The 15,198-nt window shown below is 61.5% G+C and carries 21 protein-coding genes; 19 read left to right on the forward strand and 2 right to left on the reverse strand.

Going from position 1 to position 15,198, the window contains the following annotated elements:
• Positions 1–48 precede the first annotated feature (48 nt).
• From BCV67_RS20325 to BCV67_RS07105, 16 genes are all read left to right on the forward strand, one after another.
• A complete protein-coding gene (locus BCV67_RS20325; RefSeq protein ID WP_156455783.1) occupies positions 49–273 on the forward strand; it encodes a hypothetical protein in 225 nt (74 codons plus the stop codon).
• 854 nt (positions 274–1,127) lie between these two features.
• Positions 1,128–1,472 carry a GFA family protein gene (locus BCV67_RS07035; protein ID WP_062167090.1) on the forward strand — a complete coding sequence of 115 codons (345 nt, stop codon included), beginning with the start codon at positions 1,128–1,130 and terminating at the stop codon, positions 1,470–1,472.
• A 299-nt stretch (positions 1,473–1,771) separates the two neighbouring features.
• Complete coding sequence (locus tag BCV67_RS07040) at positions 1,772–2,944, forward strand: serine hydrolase domain-containing protein (RefSeq protein ID WP_231732464.1); 1,173 nt, start codon at positions 1,772–1,774, stop codon at positions 2,942–2,944.
• 125 nt (positions 2,945–3,069) lie between these two features.
• Complete coding sequence (locus tag BCV67_RS07045) at positions 3,070–3,432, forward strand: DUF1801 domain-containing protein (protein WP_062167094.1); 363 nt, start codon at positions 3,070–3,072, stop codon at positions 3,430–3,432.
• 57 nt (positions 3,433–3,489) lie between these two features.
• Positions 3,490–3,675, forward strand: a complete 186-nt coding sequence (locus BCV67_RS07050) for a hypothetical protein (protein WP_065868068.1) — start codon at positions 3,490–3,492, stop codon at positions 3,673–3,675.
• Positions 3,676–3,717: 42 nt separating this feature from the next.
• Positions 3,718–4,071, forward strand: a complete 354-nt coding sequence (locus BCV67_RS07055; protein ID WP_062167096.1) for a hypothetical protein — start codon at positions 3,718–3,720, stop codon at positions 4,069–4,071.
• Between the two features lie 113 nt (positions 4,072–4,184).
• Positions 4,185–4,568 (forward strand): hypothetical protein, encoded by a 384-nt coding sequence (locus BCV67_RS07060; RefSeq protein ID WP_062167098.1) that lies wholly within the window; start codon positions 4,185–4,187, stop codon positions 4,566–4,568.
• 154 nt (positions 4,569–4,722) lie between these two features.
• A complete protein-coding gene (locus tag BCV67_RS07065; RefSeq protein WP_062167100.1) occupies positions 4,723–5,100 on the forward strand; it encodes a DUF4124 domain-containing protein in 378 nt (125 codons plus the stop codon).
• A 102-nt stretch (positions 5,101–5,202) separates the two neighbouring features.
• The gene (locus BCV67_RS07070; RefSeq protein ID WP_156455784.1) at positions 5,203–5,712 is read left to right on the forward strand and encodes a hypothetical protein; all 510 of its coding nucleotides are present in this window, start codon (positions 5,203–5,205) and stop codon (positions 5,710–5,712) included.
• Between the two features lie 200 nt (positions 5,713–5,912).
• Positions 5,913–6,419, forward strand: coding sequence for a GNAT family N-acetyltransferase (locus tag BCV67_RS07075; RefSeq protein ID WP_062167104.1), 507 nt, complete (start codon positions 5,913–5,915; stop codon positions 6,417–6,419).
• 303 nt (positions 6,420–6,722) lie between these two features.
• Entirely contained in the window at positions 6,723–7,031 is a 309-nt protein-coding gene (locus BCV67_RS07080; RefSeq protein ID WP_231732465.1) for a hypothetical protein, read from the forward strand.
• A gap of 61 nt (positions 7,032–7,092) precedes the next feature.
• Entirely contained in the window at positions 7,093–7,497 is a 405-nt protein-coding gene (locus tag BCV67_RS07085) for a lysozyme inhibitor LprI family protein (RefSeq protein WP_062167107.1), read from the forward strand.
• A 311-nt stretch (positions 7,498–7,808) separates the two neighbouring features.
• Entirely contained in the window at positions 7,809–8,195 is a 387-nt protein-coding gene (locus BCV67_RS07090; protein ID WP_062167109.1) for a YbjQ family protein, read from the forward strand.
• Positions 8,196–8,337: 142 nt separating this feature from the next.
• Positions 8,338–8,700 (forward strand): hypothetical protein, encoded by a 363-nt coding sequence (locus BCV67_RS07095; RefSeq protein ID WP_156455785.1) that lies wholly within the window; start codon positions 8,338–8,340, stop codon positions 8,698–8,700.
• A 29-nt stretch (positions 8,701–8,729) separates the two neighbouring features.
• Positions 8,730–9,062, forward strand: coding sequence for a low molecular weight protein tyrosine phosphatase family protein (locus tag BCV67_RS07100; protein WP_062167113.1), 333 nt, complete (start codon positions 8,730–8,732; stop codon positions 9,060–9,062).
• A gap of 399 nt (positions 9,063–9,461) precedes the next feature.
• On the forward strand, positions 9,462–11,654 hold the full coding sequence (locus tag BCV67_RS07105; protein ID WP_082746520.1) for a TonB-dependent siderophore receptor: 2,193 nt from the start codon (positions 9,462–9,464) through the stop codon (positions 11,652–11,654).
• Here BCV67_RS07105 and BCV67_RS19995 read toward each other — a convergent pair.
• Positions 11,624–11,875: a hypothetical protein gene (locus tag BCV67_RS19995; RefSeq protein ID WP_156455786.1), complete on the reverse strand. Its 252-nt coding sequence runs from the start codon at positions 11,873–11,875 to the stop codon at positions 11,624–11,626. The genes BCV67_RS07105 and BCV67_RS19995 overlap by 31 nt on opposite strands.
• A gap of 43 nt (positions 11,876–11,918) precedes the next feature.
• On the opposite strand from BCV67_RS19995, the gene BCV67_RS07110 reads away from it, so the two are divergent.
• From BCV67_RS07110 to BCV67_RS07120, 3 genes are read left to right on the forward strand one after another with little or no spacing between them, the layout of a single operon-like run.
• Entirely contained in the window at positions 11,919–12,236 is a 318-nt protein-coding gene (locus BCV67_RS07110; RefSeq protein WP_062167115.1) for a hypothetical protein, read from the forward strand.
• A gap of 12 nt (positions 12,237–12,248) precedes the next feature.
• Positions 12,249–13,916 carry a PepSY-associated TM helix domain-containing protein gene (locus BCV67_RS07115; protein ID WP_062167118.1) on the forward strand — a complete coding sequence of 556 codons (1,668 nt, stop codon included), beginning with the start codon at positions 12,249–12,251 and terminating at the stop codon, positions 13,914–13,916.
• A complete protein-coding gene (locus BCV67_RS07120; RefSeq protein ID WP_062167120.1) occupies positions 13,909–14,232 on the forward strand; it encodes a DUF3325 domain-containing protein in 324 nt (107 codons plus the stop codon). The genes BCV67_RS07115 and BCV67_RS07120 overlap by 8 nt, the downstream gene beginning before the upstream one ends.
• Positions 14,233–14,282: 50 nt before the next feature.
• Here the strand turns inward: BCV67_RS07120 and BCV67_RS07125 are convergent, their stop codons facing one another.
• Complete coding sequence (locus tag BCV67_RS07125) at positions 14,283–15,182, reverse strand: LysR substrate-binding domain-containing protein (protein ID WP_062167122.1); 900 nt, start codon at positions 15,180–15,182, stop codon at positions 14,283–14,285.
• Positions 15,183–15,198 lie beyond the last annotated feature (16 nt).

Raw genomic sequence — 15,198 nt, forward strand, 5'->3', positions numbered from 1 at the left:
GAACTCGCTATGCGAGTCGGCTTCATTCCAGAGCTCGGCGCAGTACGAATGCTTAGCCAAATCTCTGATATCTGGCAGTTCAATTTCTGGCTAGGTCTCGCCAGTCTTTGCGCTGGTTTAGTGGTCATTTCGCCCTGCCTGTTGCTCCCTACTTTGCGTCGCCGGATACTGCTGGCCGAGCTGGAGATCGAGTGCGTGGGATTGATCGCACTGGCAGTCGCTATCGTTGCCACCGGGTGCTACAACTACTTCAGCGGCACTGGTGGCGCCTAACAGTTCATTCTGCCGAGCCTGCTTCGCGGAGCGGCTTAAATATCCAGGATTAGATGCCATGTCAAAATTAATCCTGATAATTGGACTAGTTATTTTGACGGCATGTAGTGAATCGCCAAGTTCGGTGAGTCACAGAAATTCGCGCGGCGAGGCGCTCCCAGCGGCTTCTCCAGGCCCAGACTTCCGGGACTTGCTGGACGGAAAATGCCTTGCCAATAACATCAATCCTGTCGCGCTCAATGACTATGAGAGCTGCTTTGTCACCGAGCTATCCAAACAATGCAGCCCAGCGAACGATTGCCTCATAAGCTGCCTGGTTTCGGGTCAAGCGCGTCAGATCGGCGGCGGCTGTTGGCATGCGTGTTTCCAGGGAATCGTCAGCTACAACGCATATCATGAGCCGGCTAAGGCTGCCCGGTGCAGATCGCTCGATCCATATCAAACACCTCATAATTCATTCAAGCCGAGACCGTTGCTCGGCTCTCCCTAATGCGGGCGTCAGGCATCAAAGGACAAATCTGTGCGCGTTGATCTAGCCCTCTTTGACGGTGACGAACTGCTGACCCGAGGCACCTTCCGCATCGGCGCCGCCGAACTCGCAGATTCGTTCCCTGTGTTCAAAATCACTCACAGGCTCGGGCCCGAGGTAACGGACATTGTTCTTTCGGAGTTTCCTCCACATGTTGACCTCAAAACAATCATCCTTAAGATGCCAATCCATGAGTCCTCTGATTGGGAGTCAATCGACATGGGCAGGTACTCACTGGCGTTTTGGTGTCGACTTGATGCCTGATGGTTCATTCAAGCCAACACCGCGCCGCAGCAAGGCTCAACTCACGCCTTAGGAGGCACCCATGCAATCTGGAAGTTGTCATTGCGGAGCAGTGAAGTTCACCGCTCAAGGTGAAATTGACCAAGCCATTGAATGCAACTGCTCACACTGCAGCATCAAGGGACTCTTGTTCTGGTTCGTGCCACGCGAAGCATTTGCGGTCACATCAGGAGCAGACAAACTCACGACCTATACCTTCAACACGCACAACATCCTGCACCAGTTCTGCTCGGTCTGTGGCTGTCAGGCCTTCGGCCTAGGGACCAAGCCTGATGGAACCAAGATGGCGGCAATCAATGTTCGCTGCGTGGATGGAATAGACCTGGCCGAACTCAAGCGTGTTCCGGTAAATGGCAAGGAGTTCTAGCGGGCAATAGCGGGCAGTGTATTCAAGCCAAAGCCGTTGTACGGGCGGGCTGGACGATGCATCAGGCAGCACAGCAAACAGCCTGCAATCTTCCGATTCCAACCGGACCTGAGCAGCGATTCGACGGCGGCGGGCCCGCTTCCGCCTTCCGGCATTCAGCAGCCCAGAGATGGCGATTATTCCAACAGAGCCATCAGACACAGCCGCAGGAAGCTCACAGGCGTGAGCCCCGGCAATCCGCTATGTTACGAACCCTTTCCCTGCTTTCGTTCAAGCGCCGACGCATGCAAGCAACTTCGATGATTGTTCGAAACCGGCGATGGTTCAACTGCTTCGCATTGTCCGCGGTGCTATTGAGCGCGGGATGCACGGGTAATAATGCCCCGGCGAAAGATCTCGGCGCCGACATCGATGAAGTGGCCGCAACGCTGATCGAACAGCCATTGCTCCACTCAGCCTCGATCGCAGTGGTATACCGGGACGAGGAATTCATCCGCCATCGCGGCGACATGGAAACCGGAAAGCCATCTCCTCCGACCGATGCGACGCTCTACGAAATCGGCTCCTTGAGCAAGACGCTGACGGGGACCTTGATTGCCAATGCCGTGCTGGAGCACAAGCTGGATCTGGACGACGACGTCCGCCGGTACCTGACAGGGGACTATCCGAACCTGCAGTACAAAGGCGAACCCATCCGTATCCGTCACCTGTTGTCGCATACCAGTGGCTTGCCAAACATGCTGCCGGAACGCGCGAACACGGTACTCGCCGACTTCACCGATCACCGTACGCCCGCCGAGCTCAATGCTCTCTACGAGAACTATGGAAAGACGGACTTCTTCAGTGACCTGCACACTGTCGAGATAGGCCGCGTACCAGGAAAGGAGTACGCCTATTCCAGTGCGGGAACGCAACTGGCAGCGCACATCCTGGAAGTGGTTTACAAGCGCGACTACGAGTCACTGCTGCGCGGGTTCTTTCGCGATGCGGCGGGAATGAGCGATATCCGGATCAAACTGAGCGATGACGAAGCGGCCCGGCTTGCGGTCGGCTATCACAGCGACAATGCGGTGCCGACCACCCCAATGCCGGAGTTACCCTGGGGCGCATCCGGAAACGTGAAAGCCACAACCCCGGACATGCTGAGCTACCTCAAGTTCCAACTGGCCGGTGGGCAGGTGGTGACGGAATCGCATCGACCTTTGATCAAATTCGATTCCGAGTTCAGCATTGGCTACTTCTGGAACATTGTCAGCGGCGACCGCCTGAAGGGCCTCTACTACGCGCATCATGGCGGCGTTCCCCGCTCGCAGTGCTACATCTACATCATGCCGAAATATGATCTTGGCATCTTCGTCATCACCAACCAGAGTGGCGACCAGACTGCACATGCCATGGAGGCCGCTATCGATACGCTGGTAGAGAGAATCGCCGCGCGGGAGAAGCTTTCTGCTCATGGGCTGCCCCGGTAGCGTCTACCAGCGTTGGCCTGCTCGCCGTTCGGCGCTGGCCGTCATGCGCAAGCGCGCCGCCCAACAATCACTCAAACCAGCCTGCCTCATCGGCAGGCCCAGTTCTGGAGCTGACCCCCAACGTCATGGCTAAAAAATCCATTCAAGAGCTCCTGGATGACGTCCGCCTGCTTGGCGACGAGCAATTCTCTTTGCTCGAACCTGTCCGCGCGCTTGTAAAGCAAACCATCCCGGCAGTGACCGAGGAGGTCAAATACGGCGGCATTATGTTCAGCTCAGGGCAGCCGTTCTGCGGGGTCTTTGCCTATAAGCACCACGTCTCGGTCGAGTTCAGCAACGGCGCCAGGATCCCGGACTCGTTGGGCCACCTTGAAGGCGCAGGCAAAGGGCGCCGACATATCAAGCTACACTCGGCAGAGGACATCAACACCAAGAAGCTGGCGCACTACCTTCCCTTGGCCCTGGAGGCAGCAAGAGGTGCGGCCTGACCGTGCTCAAGCAATCCACAGATTGCGATCTGGTCCAGCGCCGACCTTGAAGCGCGCATGGCAAGCACTCGTCATCTGAAAGGCATCTCCCGCTCGCTCGGCGAAACCTTCATCAGCCGCAATAATGGGCTTGCCGGCTACTGCGTGCCGCATGACCCCAGCATCGAGAGCCGTAGCACTCGCGCCAACGCTCTCCCACTCCGCGGCGTCTTGGCAGATGAGATCAACACACCGGGGCAGTAAACTCGCTAAACCCACATCAAACCCTCAACAGAAGAGTCATCCATGAAAGGAATCATCATCACCACCCTCGTCGTAGCGTCTCTGCTTGCAGTGCCCGGCATGGCTGCGCAGAGCAAACTGATTGAGCGCGGCTGGGTGAAGGTCGACGAGAACCATGCCGAGTTGGAGCATGCCGGTCGCAGCTATGCGTTGGATACCTATATCGTGATGTTCCAACAGCCGTACTACATCCATGTCCGCAGCAAGGACAAGCAGCCGCTTGAGGCCGCCGAATTGGTGGAGATGGCCAGCGAGTACATCAAGCCGCGCGGTTGCACGCAGCCGTTGGAGCGGCGCAGTGATCTGGACCGCAGCAGCGCCGATAACTCCGAGCTGGTGCTTGGCTTCCAGTGCTGAGCAGGGTTCACAGCCCGCCACTCAATCATCAGATACAAGCTTGCTGCTGACCTCGGTCAGCGGCACTCCGTTGGCGATGCACGTCGCCCAGCCTCGACGCTTCGGTACCTTGCATGTTTGAACTCCTCGCCGTCCCCCTCCTGATGACATTGCTGGTGCTGCTCGCAGCCATTGCGCTGTTCAAATTTCGGGCGCGCTTTGTCGACTGGCCGATCCTGTATCGCGTGCTGCTTTCGACACTGATCGCGTCGTTTGCTCCCACCTTGTTTTTGGCCGGCCACGGCGGGATTCCGCTTCCCACCATCACCGGGCTCGTTCTCACGATCATGCAGATGGAGTGGCGGGACGATCTTCATCTGTCGATCATGGGGGTGGGATCGACCGGCATGGGACTCTACCTGCCTCCTTTCCTCGTCTGCTTCGCGCTGATCCTGCTCCTGGCCTGCAGCAAATTCCGCAAGCGCGTGCCCGCCATGAAGCCGTCGCAGCCCTGGTGAGCCTTCGCCCGCTTCCTTGAGCTCATCGCAGACACCTTGATCTGGCCGGGTGCCACTTTTGCCCTGAAACGCTGCGCCCGTTCCGGATTCGCGCCGCCGAAGCCGCCATAATCAGCCCCCTTTTCGCCTATTCATATTTATTCAGGGAGCTTCGATGACAAAGGCCTGTCTGCTCGCCCTCGCACCCATCCTTGCCTGCGTTGCGCTGCCCTCGGCGCAGGCCCAAGCGGTGTACAAATGCACCGGCCCACAGGGTGAGACCAGCTACCAGTCCATCCCCTGCAGCGAAGGCGAAACTTCGCTGCGTCGGTATGCCACGCCCTCGTCTTCCAACCCAACCCAGGCCATCTCCGCTGCACCGGCCGGTCCGGGCCAGCAGCGTGTGCAGGTCCGCTACACGACCACAGCGGCCAACGAGAAATGCGATAGCGCCAGGGCCCAGCGCACTGCAGCGCTGGGCGCCGCCGGCGCGCAGGCAAGCGCTGATATGCGCGGCAACCTGGACCAGCAGGTCAACGCCGCCTGCCGTTGATGTACGCTGGCGCGGCGTGGTTCGCGGCCTGACCTAAGCCGTCGAGAGTCAGCACCCGCTCCCGATGTCGCCGCTGCCTTGCCTACCCGTGCAGGAGAGTCCGTGAGCCGCTTCCTCAACAGAACATTGATCCTCGCGCTCGCGCTTGCCCTGTCCTTCGCGGCCCTCGCCCAAGGCAAGCCGGCACTGAAGGTCGACAGCGCCCAGGTAGTCGGCCTGACCGCTCTGCTGGAAGCACAGCCAAGGCATCCGGAGGCAACCAGCATCCGCGCCTTGCTGCTTGAGTGGGAGGACAGCACCACCGACGCGGTGGATTACGTCTGCCCGGATGTGTTGGCACCGATACCCGGCAAGGGCATAGCAAATGGCCCCGAGCTGTTGGCACAGTTCATTTTTGGCAGTGCGGCCTTCCAGGTGGCCAATCCCTCGCAGAAGGGCGCGCTGCAGCCCTCCCAGCTCGCCGGCATGCGCAGCATGCTCAAGGCCTACAAGGTCTTGCTCGCAGCCGACGCCAATGCGCGCATTCCCCGCTTTGATGCGCTCGCGACAATGGATGCGCAAGGCACGCTGCCGGCGTACCTTGAGCCGATAGTGACGTTGAGTTGCAGATGATGTTTCCGCTGCGTTCAAGCGCGCAGCGTTGCTCCCGATCAAACCTGCTGACACAACATCAAACCTTTCCGCACGGCATTCCTTCATCGTCGTGCACGCTTTCAGGATTCGTTCGCACATCGATCTTGATTGCCCGTCACTTTCGAGCCGTCATCTGTTTGCGTGCATCATTCGTCCACAGCCATCCAAACCAGACAAGCATGAACCTGCAGATCCGCCCTGAAACCGCCGATGACGGCGCTGCCATTGAAGCAGTGACCATCGCCGCGTTTGCAGACGCCGCACACAGCAGCCACACCGAGCAGTTCATCGTGGCCGCGCTGCGTCGCGAAGGACAGCTCAGCGTTTCCCTGGTTGCCGAACGCGCCGGTGTCATTGTTGGCCATGTCGCTGCATCGCCGGTCACCATCAACGATGCCCACGTTGGCTGGTATGGCTTGGGCCCGGTGTCGGTAATTCCGTTACTGCATGGCCAAGGCATTGGCACGCAGCTGGTGAAGTCTGCGCTTGATCTGCTTCGCCGGCACGGCGCGACAGGCTGCGTGGTATTGGGTGATCCGGCTTATTACCGACGGTTTGGGTTCGAAGCGACGCCTTCGCTGGTGCTGCCGGGCGTGCCAGCCGAGTATTTCCAGGCCCTTTCGTTTGACGGCGCTCTGCCCGAGGGGACGGTCGCCTATCACGCCGCGTTCTCCGCGGTGGAATAGGTTGGGTATCGTACCGGCTTGCGCAAGGCCGCCGTACGCGTTCCAAGCAAGCCGTTGATGACCGCAGCTCGCCATGGGCCCACAGATTGGCCGCTATTTCCGGACGGCGCCGGCTTGCCGGCGGCAGCATTCGTTGGCAGAGTGATACCGCTTCAATCATCCAATCAGCGTCGGCCTGTCGTCCCCGCTGGCCACGCCCACAGAAAGGATTTCGGGATGCGCACCAATCATTCAATACTCACCGCATGCGCGAACACGCAACGGCCTTCGAAACTTCGGCTAAGCGCACGCATCGCGTTGGGTGTGTTGCTCGCCTGTCTGCTGGCGGCCTGCGGCAAGGCGGTGCCAGCGGACAAGCAGGCCTATATCGGCACCTGGGAGTCGGAGACTACATCGCTGCTCATCGATGCCAGCGGCCGGGTTGTCTACAAGCACCAGCCAAGCCCTTCGAAAAGCACGTCCCTGGATGCGCCGATCAAGGCCTATGAAGGCAATGACTTCATCGCTGGGGTTGGGCCGTTGACCACCCGCTTCGTGGTATCGGTGCCGCCGCACCAGGTAGATGGCAGCTGGAAAATGACCGTCGATGGGCAGGAGCTCACCCGTCGTTGAGCCTGCAGGCTGGCGATCACCAAGGCGGACGCCGCTGCAACTTCCTGACACCAAGGTTTACATGATCCGCGCGTTGACTATCGCCCTGCTGCTGTCACCAACCCTCGCTTGGGCCGAGTCGCCGGCGCGGCCGGATCATCAGCAGGTCTACAACGACTGCCTTGCAGAAGCCGGCGGCATCAACAACGGTACGGTCGATGCGTGCTCCAGCGCAGCTTCTGCAAGCGCCAAGGCCGAGATGACCCGCCTGTACCGCGCGCTTTACAGCCGGCTGCTGGCCGAGAACGCGGAGGATGCCGAACAACTGGAGCGCGCCCAGAAGGCCTGGCTGGTCTACCGCGACCTGCACTGCCAGCTTGCCGGCTCCTACGTGGGTTCACCGATGTATTCGTTCTGCCCGATGCAGTTGAACATCAGTAGGGTAGGCGAGCTGCGTGAACTGGTTGGGGAGTCTTCATCTCCGTAGTTGCGGGGTAGAGACGGTTAATAGCCCTGCCTAGCATGGCTCGGCACTACATGTTGGTTCTTTGGGCTCAGCAGGCCGCGTCACCGTAGCCCGGGTAAGTGCAGCGCACCCGGGAAGCAGCTGGCCGATGATGTTGCCGAATGCATGCCAACACCCCCGGGTGCGCTGCGCTTACCCGGGCTGCCTTTTGTTCGGCTTTTCACTCAGCCCTTTCAGGGCAGGTCTGGACGCAGAACGCTGCCGTGGCACCTGCGTAAAAGCATTGCGCCATACTCCGCCTTCATCACTCCATCATCTGCCCAGGCCCATCCATGACCGACCCGTACAACTCGTCCTCACCGCGCTCGTCAACGGCCGCTGTTCTCAACGATTCGATGATCACCACCGCGCTGGAACTGCCGGGTTATCACGCCGTGCGCAACCTCGGCCTGGTACGCGGCATCACCGTGCGTTCGCGCTCCATCGTGGGCAACTTCCTGGGTGGGCTGCAGACCATTTTCGGCGGCAACATCACCATCTACACCGAGCTGTGCGAGCAGGCCCGCGATGAAACCTACCGCGACATGGTGGCCCATGCACGGCAGCTGGGCGCCAACGCAATCATCGGCGTGCGCTACGACGCCACCGAGTTGATGACCGGGCTCACCGAGGTGCTGTGCTACGGCACCGCCGTGGTCGTCGAGCCGCAGCCGCGCTGAGCACGATGCCTGAGCGTGCTGGTGCACCGCCGATGATGCCCACAGAAACGTCGCCAACAGCAGAGGCTGCCCGCGCATGAGCACTCAGATGCGAACCCGCGTGCTGGCCCAACTCGTTGGCATCGGGGTCATTGTGCCGACCATGCTGGTGGCGCTGTTCTATAGCGTGCCCGGTGTGATGTTCGCACTGGAGTCGTTCCAGGCTGGCGAGCATGTGGCTGACGCCGTCCAGGTCTTGCTGTGCATTGCCGGCGGCTGGCTGGGCATCATCGCGCTATGGCACGCCCATGCTGCGTTGAGCAGCAACCCATTGGCCTTCAACAAGACCTTGGTCTGGATCGGCTTCAGTTGCGGCTGCGTGGTGTCACTGCTGCTGATCGGGACAACAAACGGATCGCTGCTTTTCCGGGTTCTTTTTTTCGGCTGGCCGTTGCTTGGTGTCGCCGTGTTCACTCCGCCGCTGATGCATCCCCGGCAAGGCGAACGCTCAGCGCCGCATGCCTGATCAATCGCCAAACCTGAGCCAGAGCCACCATGCCGCGCAACGTCCTTTTCATCTGCAGCCAGAATCGCCTGCGCAGCCCGACCGGCGAGCAGGTATTCGCCGACTGGCCCGGCATCGAGACCCAATCGGCCGGGCTGGGCAACGATGCCAGCACGCCGGTATCACCCGAACTGCTGCGCTGGGCAGACCTGATCTTCGTGATGGAAAAAGCGCATCGCAACAAGTTGTCGAAGAAGTTCCGCGCGCACCTGGATGGCAAGCGGGTGATCTGCCTGGATATCCCGGATGACTACGACTATATGGACCCGGTGTTGGTGCAGCTGCTCAAGCACAAGGTGACGCGCTTCCTGCCCGTGGCTTGAGCTGGGCACGCGCTGTGGGGGTCTCGGGCCGGGCGGAATACCTGCGGCAGCCGGCAGCGCTGATCTCGTCGCCCTCTCCCCAACCCCTCTCCCGTGAAGGGAGAGGGGCTTTGGTGCTGCGGGCGCTGACAATGCGCTGCAGACGCCTTGATCGCCCCAGCGACGGATCCGGGTCGACCTACCCCTGAGCAAACCACGCCAGCCGCAGCCCGCCTGAACCGAGCGAAACGCCCCATGCGGCGCTGGCTGACTCAGGGAACAGTTGCAAAATGCAAATCATTCGCATTTAATTTCGCACTAACATTGCCGCCCGCCCCAGCGCATTCATGCCCCGCACCGGAAGCGGGCAACGCCTCGCACGTGGCTAGTCCTCCTGCTTTCTTCCGTTCAGGCCCACTCATGCACCACAACCGCACCTCCCCTCGCCCGGCCATTGCCGCAGGTGTCTCCTTCCCGTCCCGGCTCACCGGCCGCCGCCTGCAAGCCGCCATCTGCCTGGTGCTGGCCGGCAGCTGTGGCACCGCACTGGCAGCGCCACAGGCTGCTACTGCCGGGGCTTCCGACGTGGAAAATGACACCGCTACCCAACTGGATACGGTGCGGGTGGTGTCCCAACGTGCCAACCGGGTCAGCAATGGCGCTACCAACCTGGACCTGGACATCAAGGAAACCCCGCAGTCGATCAGCGTGGTCAGTGGCGAACAGATGCAGCAGTTCGGCATCGACAACCTCAACGATGCGCTGCGCCTAGCCACCGGCATCCAGGTGGAGGAATGGGAAACCAATCGCACCAACTACGTGGCGCGCGGCTTTGACATCAAGAACACCCAGATCGACGGCGTCGGCCTGCCCAACGACTGGGGCATCGTCACCGGTGCGATGGACGCCTATGGCTACGAGAAGCTGGAAATGATCCGCGGCGCCAATGGCCTGCTCACCGGCGTTGGCAATGCCTCGGGCACCATCAACTACGTGCGCAAGCGCCCCACCAACGAGGCCAAGGGTCAGCTGGGGGTGAGCGTGGGTTCCTGGGGCAAGCGCCGCGTTGAGGTGGACTACGCCACCCCGTTCACCGACGACGGCCGCTGGGCCGGGCGGGTGGTGGCCGCGCACGAAGACGGCGACTCCTATCTGCGCGGCTTCAACACTGATCGCAACTTCCTGTACGGCGTGGTCGATGGCCAGATAGGTGACAAAGGCACCTTGACCCTAGGCTATTCGTGGCAGAAGGCCAACAGCGACCAGAACATGTGGGGCGCACTGACCTTCGTCAATGCCGACGGCAGCCAGGCCTCATGGCGGCGCAGCGCGTCCACTACCCAGGATTGGACGTACTGGGATACCAAAACCGAAACCGCGTTCGCCGAATACACCCACCAGCTCGGCGCGGATTGGCAGGTCAAGGCGTCGTACAACTACCGCAAGCTCGGCAGCGATGACCAGCTGTTCTTCGCCTACACCACTACCGGCCTGGATCCGCTTACCGGCGAAGGCCTGGTGGGTTGGGCGTACAAGGGCATCGACGAAGGCAGCTCGCATCTGGGCGACATCACCGTAAACGGCCGCTTCCAGTTGTTCGGACGCGAGCAGGAAGCCATGTTCGGCTTCAGCATCGCCAAGAGCGCGGAGACCACCTGGGACCACCCGGTGGATGGCAACGATCCCTCGTTCGGTGCATTGCCGGCATTCCCGTATGCAGGCAATGTCGTCACCGAACCGCAATGGGGCGCGCGCACCAGGGCCAGCTGGACCAACCAGCGCCTGAAGCGCGGTTACGGCGCCACCCGCTTGAGCTTTACCGATCGGCTCAAGGCCGTGGTCGGCGTCAACTGGGCCGAGTATCACCGCGACGGCAACAACGGCGTCGCCTTCAGCCAGACCGAGGACAACGTCAGCCCGTACGCCGGCCTGACCTGGGACTTTAACGACAGCGTGCTGGGTTATGTCAGCTACTCCGACATCTACCAGCCGCAGGACCAATACGACATCAAGCATGTCTACCTGGACCCGACCAAGGGCGTGAACTACGAAGTCGGCGTCAAGGCCGAATGGCTGGACCAGCGCCTGCTGACCACGCTGGCCGTGTTCAAGGCCAAACAGGAAAACCTGTCCACCTATGGCGGCTATGACTTCGCCACCGCCAACTACTGGTATTACGGCGTTGACGTGGAGTCCAAGGGCGTCGAGTTCGAAGCCACCGGCAAGCTCAGCGACAACACCAGCCTGGTACTGGGCTATACACAGTTGAAGATGAGCAACCAGGACGGCGGCAGCACCTATACCTGGGTGCCGCGCCGCACCGCAAACCTGATGCTGACCTCACGCCTGCCAGCTTATGAAGCGCTGTCGTTCGGCCTGGGTGGCCGGTGGCAGAGCGATACCTCCACCAAGGAGAGTTACACCAACATGGTGGTCCGCCAGGGCAGCTACGCGGTGCTCAATGCCTTCATCGCCTGGGATGTACTGCCCAACGCGACGGTGCGCGCCAACATCAACAATCTCACCGATCAGAAGTACATCAACAGTCTGTATCAGATTGGCTACTACGGTGCGCCGCGCAACTACCAGTTGAGCTTTGACTGGCGGTTCTGAGTGAGGCTGATGGCAGCAAGGCCGTAGGTTTGCTTTTGCTGTTTGGCTTTTGCTGTTTGGCTTTTGCTGTTTGGCTTTTGCTGTTTGGCTTTTGCTTTGGCTTTTGCTCCATCCCCTCTCCCCTTGCGGGAGAGGGTGCCCAACGGGCGGGAGAGGGGTTGCACTTCACGGCCAACCTCGCCCTCTCCCCAACCCCTCTCCCGCAGGGAGAGGAGCTTCAAGCAACGCTCCGTCCTTCATCGATACCCGAGACCACCCCACACCATGTCCCAACCCTCCACCCTCGCCGCTCCATCCCGCTCACGTCGCCTGCAGATCATGCTGCGCGTGCTGATGGCCATGCTCGGCGGCTACGTCTTTGCCTGGGGCACGGTGGCGTTGGCGACCTGCCTGTTGTTCGCGGCCAAACTGGATTTCCACGATGCCGAGTTCCTTGGTGCCTTCATCGGCCTGCTCGCCTATGTGCTGGTGTTCCTGTGGAGCATCGCAAGCAGGCAACTGTTGCGGGTGGGCATCGTATTGCTGGGTGGCGGTCTGCTGATGGCGGGCCTGGCCTCCCTCGTGCAAACCCTGCTGGTGTGAACGGAGAAACCCATGTTCAATAGTTTCCGGCAAGCCATGGCGTGGCTGCATACCTGGTTCGGTCTGGTGCTCGGCTTCGTGCTGATGGCAGCGTTCTTCTTCGGCGCCTTGTCCGTCTTCGATCGGGAAATCGACCGTTGGGCGATCCCGGCAACCCGCATCGAGCCGCAACCGATGCCGTCCTTCGAAAAGGGGCTGCGGCCTGCCTTCGAGCGCATGCAGCCGAACAAGCAAGCCATCGACGCGATGCGCCCACGCGTCAACGGGCCGATGCCGGAGCACTTCGACAAGGTCGCCAGCTGGAGCGCCTACACCACCCACCGCGATCCGGTCCTGGCCCTGTATGCCGGCTACCAGGTACCCAACGCCAAGGACCCGGAAGAACTCATCTGGGCTTACGCCACCATCGATCCACGCGATGGCAGCGTGCTGCCCGACGACCGCCTGAAGATCGGCAGCGGCTTTTTCTTCCCGCTGCACTATGGGCTGACCCTGGACTGGAAAAACCTGGGCATCTGGATCGTCGGCTTCTCCGCGTTGATGATGCTGGCCGCACTGATCAGCGGCGTGGTGATGCACCGCAAGCTGTTCCGTGAATTCTTCACCTTCCGCCCTGGCAAGGCGCGGCTGCGCAGCGTGCTGGACCTGCACAACCTCACCGGCGTGGTGGCATTGCCGTTCCACTTCTTCTTCGCGCTCACCGGCCTGCTGATCTTTGCCGGTACCTATTATTTCCCGGTCGGCCACACCCAGCTGCACGATCTGCATGACCTGCACGAGCGGACCGAGGCACAGGAAACCGGCCTGCCACACCAGCGCGCCAGGGTTGCCGCAGGGCTGGCATCGGTCGATGCGATGGTCGCGCAGGCACAACAGCGCTGGCAGGCCAATGACAAGGCCGGTGACGTTGGCTTCCTGGTGCTGCAACACGTGGGCGATGCCAACGGCTACGTCAGTGTCTATCGCGCCGGCACCGACCGCATCGCGCTGGTTGGCGATGGCATCCACTTCAATGCCGCCGACGGCAAATTGATCCGCGAGGACCCGGCTGCAACGCCGGTGGCACGCATGAGCGAGTTCCTCACCGGCCTGCACCTGCAGCACTTCCGCCATTGGCTGCTGCGCTGGCTTTACGTGTTCGGCGGCCTGGCCGGGGCTGTGTGCATTGCCACCGGCTTCGTCTTCTTCGTCGAGAAGCGCAAGCGCCAGCACGCACAGCAAGGCAGCCAGGGCGCGCGCATCGTGGATGCGCTGGCGGTGACCACGGTGACTGGCATGGTATTGGCCACGCTCGGCATCCTGATTGCCAACCGCCTGCTACCCGACGCGCTGCCCGGCCGGGGTGACTGGGAGCGTTATGCGTTCTGGGCAGTGTGGGCGCTGGCGCTGGTGCATGCCGGCATACGCGGCGCGCCGGTGGCGCGCGGCCTGAGCAACCCGGCGTGGCGCGAGCAGACCTGGGCCATCGCGGTATTGGCGGTGGCGGCGGTTGCACTGAACTGGATCACCACCGGCGACCACCTGCTGCGGACGTTGTCGCAGGGTTACTGGCCGGTAGCCGGCATCGACCTGTTCCTGCTCGGCACGGCAGCCGTGGCGATTATTGCCGGGCGCAAGCTCGGCCAGCGCGCGCACGCCAGGCAGCTGAGCCACAGCCAGAATGAGAACGCCCATGCATGAGTCACTCTCCGCCAATCTGATGCTCACAGCCGCGCTGTTGCTCAGCTTCTGCGGCATGGCCTGGCTGGCGCTGTCGATGCAGGTGCATGCCGCGCAGGTATGGCAATACCAGCCCTCGCCCGCCGTCCTGCGCCTGCTGCGCATCCTGGGCGGCTGCAGCATCGGCGCCGCGCTGCTGCTGTGCCTGGCCGTCGATCACGCAACGATGGCAGTGCTGGTATGGGTCATGGCCCTGAGCGGTGGCGCATTGTTGGTGGCGTTCACCTTGTCGTCGCGGCCGCAGCGCCTGCGTGTTCTGGCACCGTGGATCAGGTAGGCGTGCGAGTCGCTCGCGTCAGGCTGCGATTGCAGGCGCCGACGCGCGGCTCACTGTTGCTGCTCACCCATCATCACCCGGTATTCGGCCGCTTCCGCATGCAGCCATTGCCGGAATGCCTGAAAGCCAGCATGGCTCTTCGATCGTTCGGGATAGACCAGCCAGTGCGACCACGCCGTCTTCAGACGGTGATCGGACAGCAACTGCAACTGGCCTGACTGCAGCAGCAGTTGTGCGCGTGTCACCCGCCCGAGTGCTACGCCAACGCCCTCCAGGGCAGCACGGTGGTGTGATTCGGAGTCATCAAAGATCGCAACGTAGCGCTTGGGCGCTTTTGAACCGGTCAATGCGAACCAGCGGTCCCATTCGCCATCCGGGTCACCCAGCAGCGGCCATTCCGCCAGCGGCTTCGCGCCGATGCCGCCCATGCGTTGCACCAGTGCCGGGCTGGCCATTGGCACCAGCCACTCGTCGATCAAGGGTTCTGCGATCACTCCCGGCCAGCGACCATCGCCGATACGCATCGCCCCATCAAACTGCAGTTGCCGTTCGAAATCGATCAACAGCTGGTTGGATTGCAGATTGATCTCAATCTGCGGATGCGCCGCCACGAAGCGACCCAGGCGCGGCACCAGCCATGCCGAGGCCATGGTCGGCACCGCGCTGACCGACAACACGCAATCACGCCGTGCCTGGAAGGGGCGGAACGCCTCGTTGATGGCATCCAGGTGCGGCCCGACCTGATCGAGCAGGCGCCGCCCTTCCGGCGTGGCTTCAACGCCACGCGCCTGCCGCAGCAACAATGGGTAGCCAAGCCGCTGCTCCAGCTGCCGCATCTGATGGCTGAGCGCGCTGACAGTGACGTTCATCGCTTCGGCCGCACGCGACATGTTGCCCATGCGTGCGGCAAGCACGAAGCCGTGCAGGAACTGGAGGGGTGGCCCGCTCATATGCCTTTAATAATGC

The organism is Stenotrophomonas nitritireducens, from assembly GCF_001700965.1.
Taxonomy (GTDB): domain Bacteria; phylum Pseudomonadota; class Gammaproteobacteria; order Xanthomonadales; family Xanthomonadaceae; genus Stenotrophomonas; species Stenotrophomonas nitritireducens_A.

Coding starts and splice junctions, on each gene's coding strand:
- BCV67_RS20325 (WP_156455783.1), top strand. CDS start 49: ATGCTTAGCCAAATCTCTGATATCTGGCAGTTCAATTTCTGGCTAGGT.
- BCV67_RS07035 (WP_062167090.1), top strand. CDS start 1,128: ATGCAATCTGGAAGTTGTCATTGCGGAGCAGTGAAGTTCACCGCTCAA.
- BCV67_RS07040 (WP_231732464.1), top strand. CDS start 1,772: ATGATTGTTCGAAACCGGCGATGGTTCAACTGCTTCGCATTGTCCGCG.
- BCV67_RS07045 (WP_062167094.1), top strand. CDS start 3,070: ATGGCTAAAAAATCCATTCAAGAGCTCCTGGATGACGTCCGCCTGCTT.
- BCV67_RS07050 (WP_065868068.1), top strand. CDS start 3,490: ATGGCAAGCACTCGTCATCTGAAAGGCATCTCCCGCTCGCTCGGCGAA.
- BCV67_RS07055 (WP_062167096.1), top strand. CDS start 3,718: ATGAAAGGAATCATCATCACCACCCTCGTCGTAGCGTCTCTGCTTGCA.
- BCV67_RS07060 (WP_062167098.1), top strand. CDS start 4,185: ATGTTTGAACTCCTCGCCGTCCCCCTCCTGATGACATTGCTGGTGCTG.
- BCV67_RS07065 (WP_062167100.1), top strand. CDS start 4,723: ATGACAAAGGCCTGTCTGCTCGCCCTCGCACCCATCCTTGCCTGCGTT.
- BCV67_RS07075 (WP_062167104.1), top strand. CDS start 5,913: ATGAACCTGCAGATCCGCCCTGAAACCGCCGATGACGGCGCTGCCATT.
- BCV67_RS07085 (WP_062167107.1), top strand. CDS start 7,093: ATGATCCGCGCGTTGACTATCGCCCTGCTGCTGTCACCAACCCTCGCT.
- BCV67_RS07090 (WP_062167109.1), top strand. CDS start 7,809: ATGACCGACCCGTACAACTCGTCCTCACCGCGCTCGTCAACGGCCGCT.
- BCV67_RS07095 (WP_156455785.1), top strand. CDS start 8,338: ATGCTGGTGGCGCTGTTCTATAGCGTGCCCGGTGTGATGTTCGCACTG.
- BCV67_RS07100 (WP_062167113.1), top strand. CDS start 8,730: ATGCCGCGCAACGTCCTTTTCATCTGCAGCCAGAATCGCCTGCGCAGC.
- BCV67_RS07105 (WP_082746520.1), top strand. CDS start 9,462: ATGCACCACAACCGCACCTCCCCTCGCCCGGCCATTGCCGCAGGTGTC.
- BCV67_RS07110 (WP_062167115.1), top strand. CDS start 11,919: ATGTCCCAACCCTCCACCCTCGCCGCTCCATCCCGCTCACGTCGCCTG.
- BCV67_RS07115 (WP_062167118.1), top strand. CDS start 12,249: ATGTTCAATAGTTTCCGGCAAGCCATGGCGTGGCTGCATACCTGGTTC.
- BCV67_RS07120 (WP_062167120.1), top strand. CDS start 13,909: ATGCATGAGTCACTCTCCGCCAATCTGATGCTCACAGCCGCGCTGTTG.
- BCV67_RS07125 (WP_062167122.1), bottom strand. CDS start 15,182: ATGAGCGGGCCACCCCTCCAGTTCCTGCACGGCTTCGTGCTTGCCGCA.